Origin of the sequence: Streptomyces sp. NPDC091416, assembly GCF_044756845.1 — a bacterium.
In the GTDB taxonomy this organism is placed as follows: domain Bacteria; phylum Actinomycetota; class Actinomycetes; order Streptomycetales; family Streptomycetaceae; genus Streptomyces.
Genome location: NZ_JBIVTU010000020.1, coordinates 69,246 through 82,795, shown reverse-complemented (window position 1 = coordinate 82,795; position 13,550 = coordinate 69,246). Strand labels below are relative to the sequence as shown.

General features: G+C 72.1%; 11 protein-coding genes. 7 read left to right on the top strand and 4 right to left on the bottom strand.

Annotated features, from left to right (window positions below):
• Positions 1 to 77: 77 nt before the first annotated feature.
• The gene (locus tag ACIQMX_RS38000) at positions 78 to 935 is read right to left on the bottom strand and encodes an IclR family transcriptional regulator (RefSeq protein WP_402485144.1); all 858 of its coding nucleotides are present in this window, start codon (positions 933 to 935) and stop codon (positions 78 to 80) included.
• A gap of 279 nt (positions 936 to 1,214) precedes the next feature.
• Here ACIQMX_RS38000 and ACIQMX_RS37995 point away from each other — a divergent pair, with 279 nt between their 5' ends.
• From ACIQMX_RS37995 to ACIQMX_RS37970, 6 genes are all read left to right on the top strand, one after another.
• A complete protein-coding gene (locus ACIQMX_RS37995; RefSeq protein ID WP_402485141.1) occupies positions 1,215 to 2,585 on the top strand; it encodes an aspartate aminotransferase family protein in 1,371 nt (456 codons plus the stop codon).
• On the top strand, positions 2,585 to 3,772 hold the full coding sequence (locus ACIQMX_RS37990; protein WP_402485138.1) for a mandelate racemase/muconate lactonizing enzyme family protein: 1,188 nt from the start codon (positions 2,585 to 2,587) through the stop codon (positions 3,770 to 3,772). The genes ACIQMX_RS37995 and ACIQMX_RS37990 overlap by 1 nt, the downstream gene beginning before the upstream one ends.
• Entirely contained in the window at positions 3,769 to 4,614 is an 846-nt protein-coding gene (locus tag ACIQMX_RS37985) for an amidohydrolase family protein (protein ID WP_219573692.1), read from the top strand. The genes ACIQMX_RS37990 and ACIQMX_RS37985 overlap by 4 nt, the downstream gene beginning before the upstream one ends.
• A 153-nt stretch (positions 4,615 to 4,767) precedes the next feature.
• Positions 4,768 to 5,607, top strand: coding sequence for an SDR family NAD(P)-dependent oxidoreductase (locus ACIQMX_RS37980; RefSeq protein ID WP_402485135.1), 840 nt, complete (start codon positions 4,768 to 4,770; stop codon positions 5,605 to 5,607).
• A 64-nt stretch (positions 5,608 to 5,671) separates the two neighbouring features.
• Positions 5,672 to 7,822, top strand: coding sequence for a peptidase C14 (locus tag ACIQMX_RS37975; RefSeq protein ID WP_402485133.1), 2,151 nt, complete (start codon positions 5,672 to 5,674; stop codon positions 7,820 to 7,822).
• Entirely contained in the window at positions 7,819 to 8,745 is a 927-nt protein-coding gene (locus tag ACIQMX_RS37970; RefSeq protein ID WP_363078385.1) for a GNAT family N-acetyltransferase, read from the top strand. Before ACIQMX_RS37975 ends, ACIQMX_RS37970 begins: the two co-directional genes overlap by 4 nt.
• 21 nt (positions 8,746 to 8,766) lie before the next feature.
• On the opposite strand, the gene ACIQMX_RS37965 is transcribed toward ACIQMX_RS37970, so the two are convergent.
• Positions 8,767 to 9,459, bottom strand: a complete 693-nt coding sequence (locus ACIQMX_RS37965) for a DUF5995 family protein (RefSeq protein ID WP_402485130.1) — start codon at positions 9,457 to 9,459, stop codon at positions 8,767 to 8,769.
• A 183-nt stretch (positions 9,460 to 9,642) separates the two neighbouring features.
• On the opposite strand from ACIQMX_RS37965, the gene ACIQMX_RS37960 reads away from it, so the two are divergent.
• On the top strand, positions 9,643 to 10,758 hold the full coding sequence (locus tag ACIQMX_RS37960) for a glycoside hydrolase family 6 protein (protein ID WP_402485128.1): 1,116 nt from the start codon (positions 9,643 to 9,645) through the stop codon (positions 10,756 to 10,758).
• Positions 10,759 to 10,763: 5 nt separating this feature from the next.
• Here ACIQMX_RS37960 and ACIQMX_RS37955 read toward each other — a convergent pair whose 3' ends face one another.
• On the bottom strand, positions 10,764 to 12,158 hold the full coding sequence (locus ACIQMX_RS37955) for a solute carrier family 23 protein (protein WP_363078388.1): 1,395 nt from the start codon (positions 12,156 to 12,158) through the stop codon (positions 10,764 to 10,766).
• Positions 12,159 to 12,291: 133 nt separating this feature from the next.
• A complete protein-coding gene (locus ACIQMX_RS37950; RefSeq protein ID WP_402485124.1) occupies positions 12,292 to 13,524 on the bottom strand; it encodes an MFS transporter in 1,233 nt (410 codons plus the stop codon).
• Positions 13,525 to 13,550: the final 26 nt, after the last annotated feature.

The following is a 13,550-nucleotide window of genomic DNA, read 5'->3' as shown; positions in this document are numbered from 1 at the left end:
CGGAAGGGGTAAATCGTCGGTGACGGTGGAAAGTCACCTCGGTTGGCAGGGAACCTACGGCGGGCGGAGCCGATCGGTCAAGACCCGAATCCGTCGGAATGCGACGGGTCGGTGTCCGGGGCGTCGGGCTCCGGGTCCTCGACCCAGCCCAGCGAGACGCTGATCCGGCGGGCCGCGTCACGGACCTGCCCGCCCAGCTCCTGGTAGCGCCAGGCCGGCAGGCCGAGCTTGAGACCGGTGATGGAGACGGCCCCGGCGCACACCGACCGGTCGTCGAAGACCGGCGCCCCGATGCAGATGATGCCCTCGGCGTCCTCCTCGTCGTCCAGGGCGTAGCCGGCCCGGGCGATGTCGCGCAGGTGGGACAGGAACGTCGCCGGATCCGTGATCGTGCGGGAGGTGCGCCGGGGCAGCCCGAACCGTTCGACGACCGAGGCGGCCTCGCTCTGCGGCATCGCGGAGAGCAGCGCCTTGCCCAGTCCCGTGCAGTGCGGCAGCTCGCGCTGGCCCATGCGCAGATCGAGCCGGACGCGCTGGTCGAGCTCGACCTGGTCCACCACGACCGCGTGGCCGTCCTCGGGAACGGCGAGCCGGGACGCCATGCCGGTGGCCCGGGTGAGGTCGCGCAGAACGGGGTGGGCGACGCCGCGCAGGGAGACCTGGGACCTGGCGCGGTCGCCGAGCCGGGCCAGGCTCATGCCCAGCCGGTAGCGGCGGTTCATGCCCTCGCCGTCGTCCGAGACGAGTCCGTACGCACGCAGGGTCTGGAGCATGCCGAAGGCGGCGCTCTTGGAGATGGAGCAGGCCTGGCCGACCTCGGTGACGCTCAGACCGTTGCCCTGCGAGGGAGCGGCGAGCGCTTCGAGGATGTCCGCTGCCCTGGCCACGCTCTTGACCCAGTACTTCGGCTCTTCTGGGGCAGCACTGTTCGTCATAGCAGAACAGGGTAGTGCCTCCGGGGGTGCGGAGAGCACCGCCGATTCACCAAATCCGCTCCATTCGGGCCTTGGTGGGGCGGAAGGGGGTTGACCGGTTTTCGGGGCGGACGTAATATCCAGGCACTGTTCTGCTCTACAGAACAGTGTTCTGAAAAATTGCAACGCACCACGGATCACCCTCTTCCTGCGGCGACTGCCGGGCGGATGGCGCCAGGGACTCACGGGCCGGGCAGGGCTCGCGACAACCGACGACTCTCGACGCAAGGAGCAAGCACCATGAGTTCAGGCCCGGTAGGCAACGAATCCGGAGCCCGACTCGCCGAGCGCGCCCGCCAGGTCGTACCCGGCGGCGTGAACAGCGGTCAGCGCAGCGTTCCCGGACTGACCGACCTGGTGGTCACCGGGACCCACGGCGCACGGTTCCGTACCGCCGACGGACGCGAGTACACCGACTTCCACTCGGCGTTCGGCCCACCGCTGCTCGGCCACAACGACCCCGACGTGGCCGCCGCCACCGCCGAGGCGGGCGCGACACTGGGGCACATGGGCGTCGGCGTGACCGAGGGCGAGGTCCTCCTCGCCGAACAGCTCACCGAACTGATCCCCTCGATCGAGAAGGTCCTGCTCACCAGCACCGGCAGCGAGGCCACGTTCCACGCGCTGCGCGTCTCCCGCGCCGCCACCGGCCGCCGCCTGGTCGTCAAGTTCCAGGGCTGCTACCACGGCTGGCACGACGCGGTCAGCCTCAACGTCATCTCCGAGCCCTCGAAGGTCGGCGGCCACGACCCGATCTCCACCGGCATCCTGCCCGAGGTCCTCGAAGCCACCCTCGTCCTGCCGTTCAACGACAGCGAGGCCGTCCGCCGCACCTTCGCCGAGCACGGCCCCGACATCGCCGCCGTCATCGTCGAACCCGTCCCGCACAACGTCGGCGCTCTGCTCCCGTACCAGGAGTTCCTCACCACGCTGCGCGAGGAGACCACGAAGGCCGGCAGCGTCCTGATCTTCGACGAGGTCATCACCGGCTTCCGCCACAGCATCGGGGGCTGGCAGCAGATCTCCGGCGTCACCCCCGACCTCACCACCCTCGGCAAGGCCATCGCCAACGGCGCCCCCGTCGGCGCGATCGGCGGCCGGGCCGATCTGATGGACCTCTTCTCCACCCGCCCCGGCGCCCCCGCCTTCTTCGCCGGCACGTACAACGGCCACCCCTCCGTCGTCGCCGCCGCCCTCGCCACCCTGCGCAAGCTCCGCGAGGAACCGGTCCACGACCACGTCTTCCGGCTCGGCGGCCGCGTCCGCACCGAACTGACCGGCCTCTACGAGCGCCTCGGCGTGCCCGCGGTCGTCACCGGCTACGGCTCCGTCTTCGTCAGCTACTTCATGCCGGGCGAGGCCCCCCGTACGTACGCGGACCTGCTGGACAACGACGCCTCGATGTTCGTCGGCTACCGCCGCAAGCTCCTGGACCACGGTCTGTTCGAGCTCCCGCTCAACCTCAAGCGCAGCCACATCAGCTACGCACACACCGACGCCGACGTGGACCGTCTGATCGAGGGCACCGAGGCCGCGGTCAGGGCCGTCCTCGCCGACGGCGGCGCCCGCGACCTGGAGAACACCTCGACCATGGGTGGAGCGACCCGCTGATGCTGACCGTCAACCGTACCCGCCCCGTCGGCCCCGCCGGCCGGATCACCCGCGTCGAGACCCTGATGCTCGGCACCTCCTGGCGCGACTTCGGCTATGTCCGGGTCCACACCGACGAGGGCCTGACCGGCATCGGCGAGATCACCCACCCGTACCGGGTCGGCGAGGTCTGCGCCCTCACCGAGGCCATCGCCGGGCGCCATCTGATCGGCGCCGACCCCTTCGACATCGAGGAGCTCTGGCTCCGCGTCTACCAGGGCGACTTCCTGCGCGGCGGCGACATGGGCGGCGTCGCCCTGTCCGGCCTCGACCAGGCGATGTACGACCTGATGGGCAAGGCGCTCGGCGTGCCCGCCTACCGGCTGACCGGTGGCGCCTGCCGCGACGACGTCCGGGTCTACGCCAACGGCTGGTACACCGGTGAACGAGAGCCCGAGACCTTCGCGGCCAAGGCCAAGGAGACCGTGGCCAAGGGCTACTCCGCCCTCAAGTTCGACCCCTTCGGCCCCGGCCTGCACGAGCTGGAGCGCGCCGAACTGCGCCGCTCCATCGACCTCGTCGCCGCGGTCCGCGAGGCGATCGGCCCCGACGTCGACCTCTTCATCGAGGGCCACGCCCGCTTCGCCATGCCGACCGCCGCCCGGCTCGTCCGGGAACTGGAACCGTTCGACATCGGCTGGTTCGAGGAGCCGATGCCCTGGACCCACATCGAGCGCTACGCCGAACTGCGGCAGCGCGCGGCCTTCCCCATCTCCGGCGGCGAGCACTTCCACAACCGCTACGAGTACAAGCAGCTCTTCGCCACGAACGCCGTCGACATCATCCAGCCCGACCTCTCCATGGCCGGCGGCTTCACCGAGGTACGGAAGCTGGCCGCGATCGCGGACACCCACGGCATGCTCGTGGCCCCGCACAACTCCAACTCCCCGCTCTGCACCACCGTCTCGGTGCACGCGGCGCTCGGAATCCCCAACTTCAAGATCCTCGAAACCTTCGACGGGCTCCTGGAGCCGTTCGTCTTCGACGCCCTCAAGGGCACCCTCCCGATGGAGGACGGCCGCATCGGTCTGCCGACCGCCCCGGGCCTCGGCGTCGAACTCGTCGACGAGGTCTTCGAGAAACACCCGCCCAGCCACCGCTTCTGGAACATGTTCGCGGACGGCTGGGAGAAGCGGAACCGCACATGATCGTCGACGTCCACTCCCATCTCTTCCGGCACAGCCACGACTTCACCGACCCGTTCAGCTCCGACTCCGCCCGCGCGCACGCCGGCGAGGTCGACCTGACGGTGAAGTGGGAGGAGTACGCGGCCACCGCGCCCGAGTCCACCCGCACGATCGTCGTCGGCGGCAAGGCGCGCCGCAGCGGGCTCTGGGTCGACGACGCCGCCGTGGCCGCGTACGTCGGCGAGCACCCCGACCGGCTGATCGGCTACCTGGCACTCGACCCCACCCAGCCCGGCTGGCAGGAGGAACTGCGCTACGGCCACCAGGAGCTGGGCCTGCGCGGCATCAAGCTGATGCCGATGTACGCGGGCTTCGACCCGGCCGCCGAGGAGTACGACGAGCTGTACACGTACGCCGAGCGGCACGGGCTGCCGCTCCTGGTGCACACGGGCACGACCTTCGTCTCCAGCGCACCGCTGGAGTGGGCCATGCCCCGGCACCTGGACGCCGTCGCCATCCGCCACCCGGAACTGCGCATGGTCCTCGCCCACCTCGGCCACCCCTTCGAGGGCGAGTGCATCGCGGTCATCCGCAAGCACCCGCACGTGTACGCCGACCTCAGCGCCCTGCACTACCGGCCCTTCCAGCTCTGGCACAGCCTTCGGCTGGTCCAGGACTACGGGGTCTTCCACAAGGTGCTGTTCGGCAGCGACTACCCGTTCACCACGGTCGACGACTCGGTCAAGGGGCTCCGGGAGATCGCCCGCATCCCCGGCATTCCCGGATTGCCGCCGCTCGACGCGGACGCGGTGGAGGAGATCATCCACCGGCCCTCGCTCGATCTGCTGGGCCTGAACGGCTGACCGGTCCGTTCCCACAGCCTGCGGCCCGGCGCCCGGTGCCACCCCCCGGCCCGGTCGCCGGTCCGCAGCCGGGCCGCCGCGCTCCCACCCCGTTGTGTCCCCGCGCGGCGGCCCACCACCCCGCTCGCCCCGCCCTCCCGAAGGAATCCCGCGATGACCGCAGCCGTCCCGCCCCGCGGCACCGACCGCTTCGACCTGACCGGCCGCACCGCGGTCGTCACCGGGGCCGCCCGGGGCCTGGGCCGGTCCTTCGCCGTCGGCCTCGCCGAGGCGGGCGCGGACCTGGTCCTGGTCGACCTGCCCGGGGCCGAGGGCGTGACCGAGACCGCCTCGGCCGTCGAGGCGCTCGGCCGGCGCTGCCGTGTCTACGGACAGGACCTCGCGGACACCGAGGCGCTGGCCGGCTTCGCCGACACCGTGCGCGCCGAGGCAGGACCGCTGCACATCCTGGTCAACAACGCGGGTACGGCGGCCCTGGAACGCTTCAACGAGATCACCCCGGCCGGCTGGTCACGCATCATGCGGGTCAACGTCGACGCCGTCTTCTTCCTCAGCCAGCGCATCGCCGAACACATGACGGCGGACGCCGTCGCCGGCCGCATCATCACCATCACCTCGAAGAACGCCCTGGTGGCCGAGGCCGGCCTGGCCCACTACAACGCCTCCAAGGCCGCCGCCCAGCTGCTCACGGAGACGCTGGCCGTCGAACTCGCCCCGCACGGCATCACCGCCAACACCCTGGCCCCCGGCATGGTCGAGACACCCATCGACGGCGAGTTCCCCTTCGACCGGGAAGCCTTCGAGTCCGCGTACCGCGAGCGCATCCCGCTCGGCAGGTACGCGCACCCCGACGAATGCGTGGGCGCGCTGTTGCTGCTCGCCTCGGACGCCGGCGCGTATCTCACGGGCGCGCGCCTCGTCGTCGACGGGGGAGTGCTGGCGGACCAGATGCCGCGGATGCGCTTCATGCCGCCGTACCGCAACACGATCTGACCGCGACCGGCCCGCACCCGGTCCCCACCGAGCACGTATCGACAACGCGAGGAGCACCTCCGTCATGTCCGTCCATGCTTCGCCCTCCGCGTCCTCCCGCCGGAATCTTCTGCGGGCCTCGGGTCTGGCCGGTCTGGTCGTGGCCAGTTCGGCCGTGGCCACCGGCCCCGCACAGGCCGCACCCGCCCGCACCGGCAACGTCCTGCGCCTGGAGACCGTCGCCGCACTGCGCGCCCTGAACACCCACCCCCTCGACCACGGCACCCAGGTCCTCCTCGCCGGCTACGACGCCCCCGGCGACGGCGGCACCATGGCCCTGCGCTGGGACAACAAGTCCACCGCCGCACACAACGGCGGCACCGTCATCGCCCCCGCCACCGCACCCAGGACCGGACGCTGGCACCAGCTCCACACCGGAACCCTCGACTTCCGCACCTTCGGCCACTTCGACGCCTCCACCCCCGCCGACAACGCCCTCGACGCCCTGGTCAACGACCCCGCCGTCCACCGCATCGAAGCCCACACCGACCTCCTGTTCACCAGACGCCACCTCTTCGACCGCTCGAACATCGAACTCGACTTCGGCGGCCACCGCCTCCACACCACCGGCATCGAGAAGAACACCCACGACAACCCCTTCGGCGCCGTCCTCTCCTTCCGCGGCACCGTCACCGACACCACCGTCAAGCACGCGCTCTCCGGCAAGGTCATCGAACTCACCGACACCTTCCCGGTCCCCGACGCCAAGGCGTTCGAGGCAGGCCAGTGGTGGGCGGTGCGGGTCGACCCCGTCGCGGGCGGCGGCGGTGACGAACGCGAGCTGCAGAAACTGGTCGAGATCACCGAGATCGTCGACGCGGGCCACATCCGGATCGGCTACCTCAACGGCTGGGAGCTCGCCGCCGGCCGCACCCTCACCTGGACCCGGACCGAGCCCGTCCGCAACACCCACATCCGCAACATGGTCTTCGAGGGCGCGGGACCCGACGAGTACACCGGCTCCCACCCCGTCAGCTTCGAGTACGCCGTCGGCTGCGACGTCTCCGGCATCCACGCCACCGGTACCTTCTGGCCCGTCATCATGCGCCGCTGGTGCACGCGTTTCCGTACCGAGGACTGCTCCCTGAAGAACCCGCCCACCGTCGAGTACGGCGGCGCGGGCTATCTCACCCAGCAGATCTACTGCCTGTACGGACGGGTCGCCGACTGCACGACCAGTAACGTGCGCCACCTCAACGACCTCACCGCCTCCGCCTACTGCACCGTCGTGAACTGCCACGGCGACGGCGACGACGCCGGCGGCAACCCCTTCACCACCCACGGGCAGTACGAGCACGACCTGCTCTTCGACGGCAACTCCGGACTGATGGACATCGCCAACTCCGGGGCGCAGTGGGGCATCTCCGCAAAGCGGATCACCGTACGCAGACACGTGTGCTCCTGGTTCACCGCCAACACGAAGATCACCGACCTGACACTGGAGGACATCACGGTGATCGCGCGCCCCACCTTCGACCAGGCGGGCACCCTCACCGTGAACGCCGACGGCGCCCAGGTACGCGGCTGCACCGCGAAGACCTTCGCCGTCGCCCAGCGCTCCGCCCGCTCCGGCAGGCCGACCACCATCAGCGACTGCACCTTCGAACCGCCCGCCGGTGCCGTCCTCGTGCAGACGCCCGTCACCGCGCCGGTCCACTTCGTACGCTGCACGTTCAAGGGCGTCGACGGGGCGGTGCTGCGCGGTGCGGGCCCCGTCCACTTCACCGACTGCACCGTCACCGGCGCCGAGAACGCGGCCCCGCTCTCCATCGGTTCCGCGGACCTGCGCATCGACGGCGGTACGTACGACAACACCGGCATCGAGCTCAGCGGCGTGCGCGACCAGCGGATCACCGTGACCGGCGGGGCCGGGTTCACCGGCAGCAACAAGGCCAGGGCGCTGCTCGGCCGAGCGTCCGGCCCGGGCGGGACGACCTGGGAGATCACCGGCCTCAGCAGCAGGACCACCGGGACCGACACCGCCCACATCCGCATCGCCGACGGCACGAACCACTACGCGGCCACCGGCAGCCGCTTCACCGGCGGCACCCTCCACCTCGCACCCGACGCCCTCGCCTCGGTCCTGCACACCGCGTGTGTCGAGGACGGCACACGGCGCAGCGCGATGCCTCCGGCCGGCGACACGGTGCGCACGGACGGGAACCTCGTCCTGTGAACACCGTCGTCCGCACCGCGACCGCCGCCGACGACCCCGCCCTCGCCGCACTGTGGCGCCGCTGCTTCGTCGCCCCGCACCTCATGGACCTGTACGCCCTCGACCCGGAACGCCACCGCCACACCTTCGTCGCCGAGAACGCCGGAGGCGACGGCATCGACGCCGTCGTCGTCTACGTGCCGAGGCTGATCCGCGACGCCTCGGGCGCACCGCAGCGCGTCGGCGGCATCGGCAGCGTCGCCACCCGTCCCGAGGCCCGGGGCAGAGGGCTGATCAGGCTGCTGCTCGCGGCAGCGGAGCGCACCATGAGCGCCGAACAGTGCGCCTGGTCCCTGCTGTTCACCGGTACACCCGGCGTCTACCGCGGCTCGGGCTGGGAGGAGTTCGCGACCTCGTACACCGAGGGGACCCTCGCGCCCCCGGCCGCACCCGGACCGCACACGGTCCGCGAGGCCACCCCCGACGACGCCGTGGAGGTGGCCGCGCTGCACCACGCCTACAACGCGCGCCGGCCGCTCGCCTCGCTGCGTGAACCCGGCGACTGGGCGGTGCGGGTGCCCGCCTGGTACGGCCCCGCCGAACGGCCGCTCGTGACGGTGGACCCGGCCTCAGGGGCGCTGACCGGCTGGATCGTCGCGCAGCACGGGGCGGACCGGGTGGAGGTGCGCGAGTTCGCGGGCGCGGCCGGCTGCCTGGGCCCGCTGTTCGCGGCCGTCGGTTCGCGGGCCCGGGCGGCGGGGCTGAGCCGGGCCCGGGTGCCCGGTGTCCCGGAGGCGACGGGGGCCCTGCCCTTCCTGCTGGCCGACGCCCGTCAGGTGACGGAACACACGGGGATGGCACGGCCGTTGCACGCCTCGGCCGCCTCCGTGCGCGCCACGGTCACGGCGCCCGGCGCGGTCCACTGGTACGGCGACTGCTTCTGAGCGCCGCGGCATCCGGCCCGGTCAGCGGCATGGCGTGAGGAGACAGCGCCCGACCAGACCCGCCCCCGCGTCCAGCCGCTGCCCGAACTCCGCGGCCAGCAGCGGCACATCGCGCAGCCTCCACAGCACCCGGGCCGCCGACCAGGAGGCCTCGCAGGCGCGCTCCAGGTTCCAGCTGTCCACCAGATGGGTGAGCGGATCGGTGACCTCCAGCCGTTCCGGACCCGGCATCAGATCCTCGCCGATCCGCTCCTCCAGCATCAGCAGCAGACCGCCCACCCGGTCGAACTCCTCCGCCAGGTCCGCCGGGGCACAGCGGAGCGTACGGCAGGTGTCGACGACGGCGAGCGCCAGATCGTGGCCGGCCTGCGCGTTCAGACCCGCAAGGGCGAACTGCACCGGCCGTACGCCGGGGTGGCGCCGGTACTGGAACAGCGGACGCCAGCACTCCGGCATCCGGTGCCCGGCCGCCGCGGGGCCGACAGCGGCCAGATACCGTTCGGCCAGGCGCTCCGCCAGCACCCCGGGCACGGCCCCGGCCTGCGTGTCGAGGACGGCGAGACAGACCCGGTGGTAGACGGCGATCCCGTCCTCGCCGCGGTCCGCCGAGGGCCGGAACGAGCGCATCCGCCCGGTCACCGTGCCCGTGCCGGCCCGTGTGCGCTGGGCGCCCGGACCGCTCACGACTTGCTCCAACTGCTCGAACTGCGCCATGGGGGCAGCGTCCCAGCCATAGGCTCGCCGTGGCATCCGGGAGCCGTCGGTTCATCGGAATGGGGTAACGAGCAGCCCTGCCGGGGCCGGGGAGGAGATCGAGGAGTGCCGGGCGTACGCACATCACGCCGGTCCGCACGGGACCGGTCCGGGCAACGCGGGCGCCGCGCACGCCATCACCTCATGGCCCTCGTCGCCTCCGCCGTGGTGGCCGCGGGCGCAGCGGCGGGCGTGATCTCCGCGGTCGCGGGCGACGAGGAGCGGACCACCGCCCGCCCCGACACCACGGCGTCGCCGACCGTGGCGCCCCTGCCCGCCGTCCCGAGCCCGACAGCGGTCTCGCCCAGCCCGTCCGCCACGGCGCCCGCCGCCTCCCGCACACCCCGCCCGTCGAAGAAGCCGGCCCCCGCGGCGTCCCGCGGCGCGGCGGCCCCGCCCGGCGGCCGGCTCTACCGCCACCCCGCCTCACAGGTCCTGGACTGGGTCGCCGCCCACCCCGACGACCCGCGGCGCCCCCTGATCGAGACGCGGATCGCGGCCCGGCCCGCAGCCGTCTGGTTCGCCGCCTACAACCCGGGGTCCGTCACAAGCCAGGTCAGGTCGGTCACCGCGGCCGCGGCCCGGGAGGGCCGGACACCGGTGCTGGTCCCCTACGTCATCCCCGACCGGGACTGCGGCGGAGCGTCCGGGGGCGGGGCGCCCGGCCCCGCGGCGTACGACGCGTGGATGCGGGAGTTCGCGGCGGGACTCGGCGGCGCGCCGGTCATCGTCATCCTGGAGCCCGACGCCATCGCACTCGCCGACTGTCTCGCGCCCGGCGACCGAGCGGCGCGCTACGCCTCACTGGCCCGGGCCGGCCGCACTCTGCACGCGGCCGGCCCGAACGCCCGGGTCTACTTCGACGGCGGCCACTCCGGCTGGCACGCGGCCTCGAAACAGGCCGCGGCGCTCCGGGCGGCGGGCGCGGCGAGCAGCGGCGACGGCATCTTCACCAACGTGTCGAACTTCCACCGCACCGCCGACGAGGCCGCCTACGCCCGCCGGGTACTGGCCGCACTCGGCGGCCCGGCGCGGCTCGGCGCCGTCATCGACACCAGCCGCAACGGGAACGGACCGCCCGAGGCCGGCGAGTGGTGCGATCCGCCGGGCCGGGCACTCGGCCGGACACCCACGACCGACACGGGAGAGTCCCGCATCGACGCCTATCTGTGGGTCAAGCTGCCCGGCGAGTCCGACGGCTGCTCCGGCACCGCGGGCTCCTTCGCGGCCGACTACGCCTACCGGCTGGCGACGGGCTGACCAGATCAGGTCCCGGAGGCCGGCGGCTCCTCGTCGTATGCCGACGTACCGGAGTCGAGCAGCGGCTCCTGCGTCTTGAGATGGGCCGGGGCGAAGGCCCGCAGCACGTGATAGCCGGTGATCACGACGATGGTGCCGAGCGCGATGCCGCTGAGCTCGAAGTTGTCGGAGATCTTCAGGCTGACCCCGCCGACGCCGATGATGATGCCCGCCGCGGCCGGCACCAGGTTCAGCGGATTGCGCAGGTCCACCTTGGCGTTCAGCCAGATCTGGGCGCCGAGCAGCCCGATCATGCCGTAGAGGATCACGGTGATACCACCGAGCACCCCGCCGGGGATGGCCGCGACGACCGCACCGAACTTGGGGCAGAGCCCGAAGAGCAGGGCGAAGCAGGCGGCGGCCCAGTAGGCGGCCGTCGAGTACACGCGCGTCGCGGCCATCACTCCGATGTTCTCGGAGTACGTCGTGTTCGGCGGACCGCCCACGGCGGTCGACAGCATCGAGGCGGCGCCGTCCGCGGCGATCGCGGTGCCCAGCTTGCCGTCCAGCGAACGGCCGGTCATCTCGCCGACCGCCTTCACATGGCCCGCGTTCTCGGCGATCAGCGCGATGACGACGGGAAGCGCGACCAGGATCGCCGACCACTCGAAACTCGGGGCGTGGAACGACGGCAGACCGATCCAGTCGGCCTTCCCCACACCGGACAGGTCCAGCCGCCAGTGGTCCACGGCCTCGGCACCGCCGGCGGGCGAGTGGATCTTCCCGAAGATCCGGTCCAGGACCCAGGACAGCACATAGCCGAAGACGAGACCGAGGAAGATCGCGATACGGGAGAAGAACCCGCGCAGACAGACCACGGCCAGTCCGGTGAACAGCATGACCAGCAGGGCCGTCCACTGATCCTGCGGCCAGTACGTCGACGCGGTCACCGGCGCCAGGTTGAACCCGATCAGCATGACCACCGCGCCGGTCACCACGGGCGGCATGGCCGCGTGGATGATCCGCGCGCCGAAGCGCTGCACCGCGAGACCGGCGAGGAAGAGCACGATCCCGACCACGAAGACCGCGCCGGTGACCACCGCGCTGCTGCCGCCGCTCGCCCGGATCGTGGCGGCGACGCCGACGAAGGAGAGCGAACAGCCCAGATAGCTGGGCACCTGGCCGCGGGTGGCCAGCAGGAAGATGGCCGTCGCGACACCCGACATCATGATCGCCAGGTTGGGGTCGAGCCCCATCAGCACCGGCGCGACGAACGACGCTCCGAACATGGCGACCACGTGCTGGGCGCCGAGGCCGAAGGTCCGCGGCCAGGACAGCCGCTCGTCGGGGCGGACGACCGCGCCCGGCGCGGGCGTCTTCCCGTCGCCGTGCAAGGTCCAGCGCACGCCGAGGCCGCCCATGGTTGCTCCCTGTGTGTAGGTGCGGAGTCCGGTGCCTCGACGGGCACGTCCTCTCCGCGGAAACGATCAGCGCCATGGTAGTGCCGGACCGGGACGCATTCCCGGCCGGGCTCTCCGCGCGGCCCCGAATGGTTCAGGGGCGCGGTGCGGCCGCCGCCGTGCTCGCCGCGCCGGCATCCGAGGAGGCCACGGCCTTGCGGTCGCCCGCCCGCAGCACCCCGGCCCCGAGCACCAGCCCGAAGGCCAGCACCGAGACCACGCCGAACGAGACGACCAGCGAGGTGGCCTCGGCCAGCGAACCGATCGCCGACGGGGCGATGAGTCCCGAGGTGTACGTGATCGTCGCGACGCCCGCGATGGCCTGGCTCGGATTCGGGCCGCTGCGTCCCGCTGCCGCGAAGGCGAGCGGGACGACCACCGCGATGCCGAGCCCCATGCATCCGAAGCCGGTCATGGCCAGGGCCGCGTTCGGGGCGGTGACCACCAGCACCCCGCCGACCGTCGCGAGCACGCCACCGGTCCGTACGGTCCGCACCGCGCCGAAGCGGTCGACGATCCGGTCACCGGCGATCCGGGCGATGGCCATGGTCAGGGCGAAAGCGGTCGTCGAAGCGGCCGCGAGCCCGGCCGAGCTGTCCAGTACGTCACGCAGGTAGACCGCCGACCAGTCCAGACTGGCGCCCTCGGCGAAGACCGCGCAGAAGCCGACCGCGCCGATGATCAGGGCCGACCTGGGAGGCAGGGCGAACCGCGGCGGCGGCTCCTCGTCCGGCTCGCTGCGCAGGTCCAGCACCCGCTGACAGGCGATCAGCCCCAGCGCGGTGAGGACGAGTGCGGCGATGGTGTGGTGCAGGCGGGCATCGGCGCCGATGTGCGCGGCCACCGTGCCCGCCGCCGAACCGATCAGGGCACCGACGCTCCACATCCCGTGCAGCCCGGACATGATCGACTTGTCGAGGCGGTTCTCGACCTCGACCCCGAGCGCGTTCATGGCCACGTCCGACATGCCCGCCGAGGCGCCGTACAGGAAGAGGGCCGCGCACAGCGTCAGCAGGTTGGGGGCCAGGGACGGCAGGATCAGTGCCAGGGTCCACAGCGCCAGCAGTCCGCGCAGGGCGGTCCGGGCGCCGAAGCGGTGGCTCACCGTACCGGCGAGCGGCATCGCGAGCGAGGCTCCGATCGCCGGGAACGCCAGGGCGAGGCCGAGCTGACCCGCGCTGACCCCGGCATGATCCTGGATCCAGGGCACCCGGGTGGCGAAACTGCCGGTCACCGCCCCGTGCACGGTGAAGACCGCGGCGACGGCGTACCTGGCGCGCTTCACCTCGTTCATGCCGAAGACCGTAGCCGTGGAATCCGTCGTCATACCGCCGTGCCCTCCCCTGTGGAAAC

Bases quoted from the DNA above. Each gene is read 5' to 3' on its own strand.
- ACIQMX_RS38000 (WP_402485144.1), bottom strand. From the start codon at position 935: ATGACGAACAGTGCTGCCCCAGAAGAGCCGAAGTACTGGGTCAAGAGC.
- ACIQMX_RS37995 (WP_402485141.1), top strand. From the start codon at position 1,215: ATGAGTTCAGGCCCGGTAGGCAACGAATCCGGAGCCCGACTCGCCGAG.
- ACIQMX_RS37990 (WP_402485138.1), top strand. From the start codon at position 2,585: ATGCTGACCGTCAACCGTACCCGCCCCGTCGGCCCCGCCGGCCGGATC.
- ACIQMX_RS37985 (WP_219573692.1), top strand. From the start codon at position 3,769: ATGATCGTCGACGTCCACTCCCATCTCTTCCGGCACAGCCACGACTTC.
- ACIQMX_RS37980 (WP_402485135.1), top strand. From the start codon at position 4,768: ATGACCGCAGCCGTCCCGCCCCGCGGCACCGACCGCTTCGACCTGACC.
- ACIQMX_RS37975 (WP_402485133.1), top strand. From the start codon at position 5,672: ATGTCCGTCCATGCTTCGCCCTCCGCGTCCTCCCGCCGGAATCTTCTG.
- ACIQMX_RS37965 (WP_402485130.1), bottom strand. From the start codon at position 9,459: ATGGCGCAGTTCGAGCAGTTGGAGCAAGTCGTGAGCGGTCCGGGCGCC.
- ACIQMX_RS37960 (WP_402485128.1), top strand. From the start codon at position 9,643: ATGGCCCTCGTCGCCTCCGCCGTGGTGGCCGCGGGCGCAGCGGCGGGC.
- ACIQMX_RS37955 (WP_363078388.1), bottom strand. From the start codon at position 12,158: ATGGGCGGCCTCGGCGTGCGCTGGACCTTGCACGGCGACGGGAAGACG.
- ACIQMX_RS37950 (WP_402485124.1), bottom strand. From the start codon at position 13,524: ATGACGACGGATTCCACGGCTACGGTCTTCGGCATGAACGAGGTGAAG.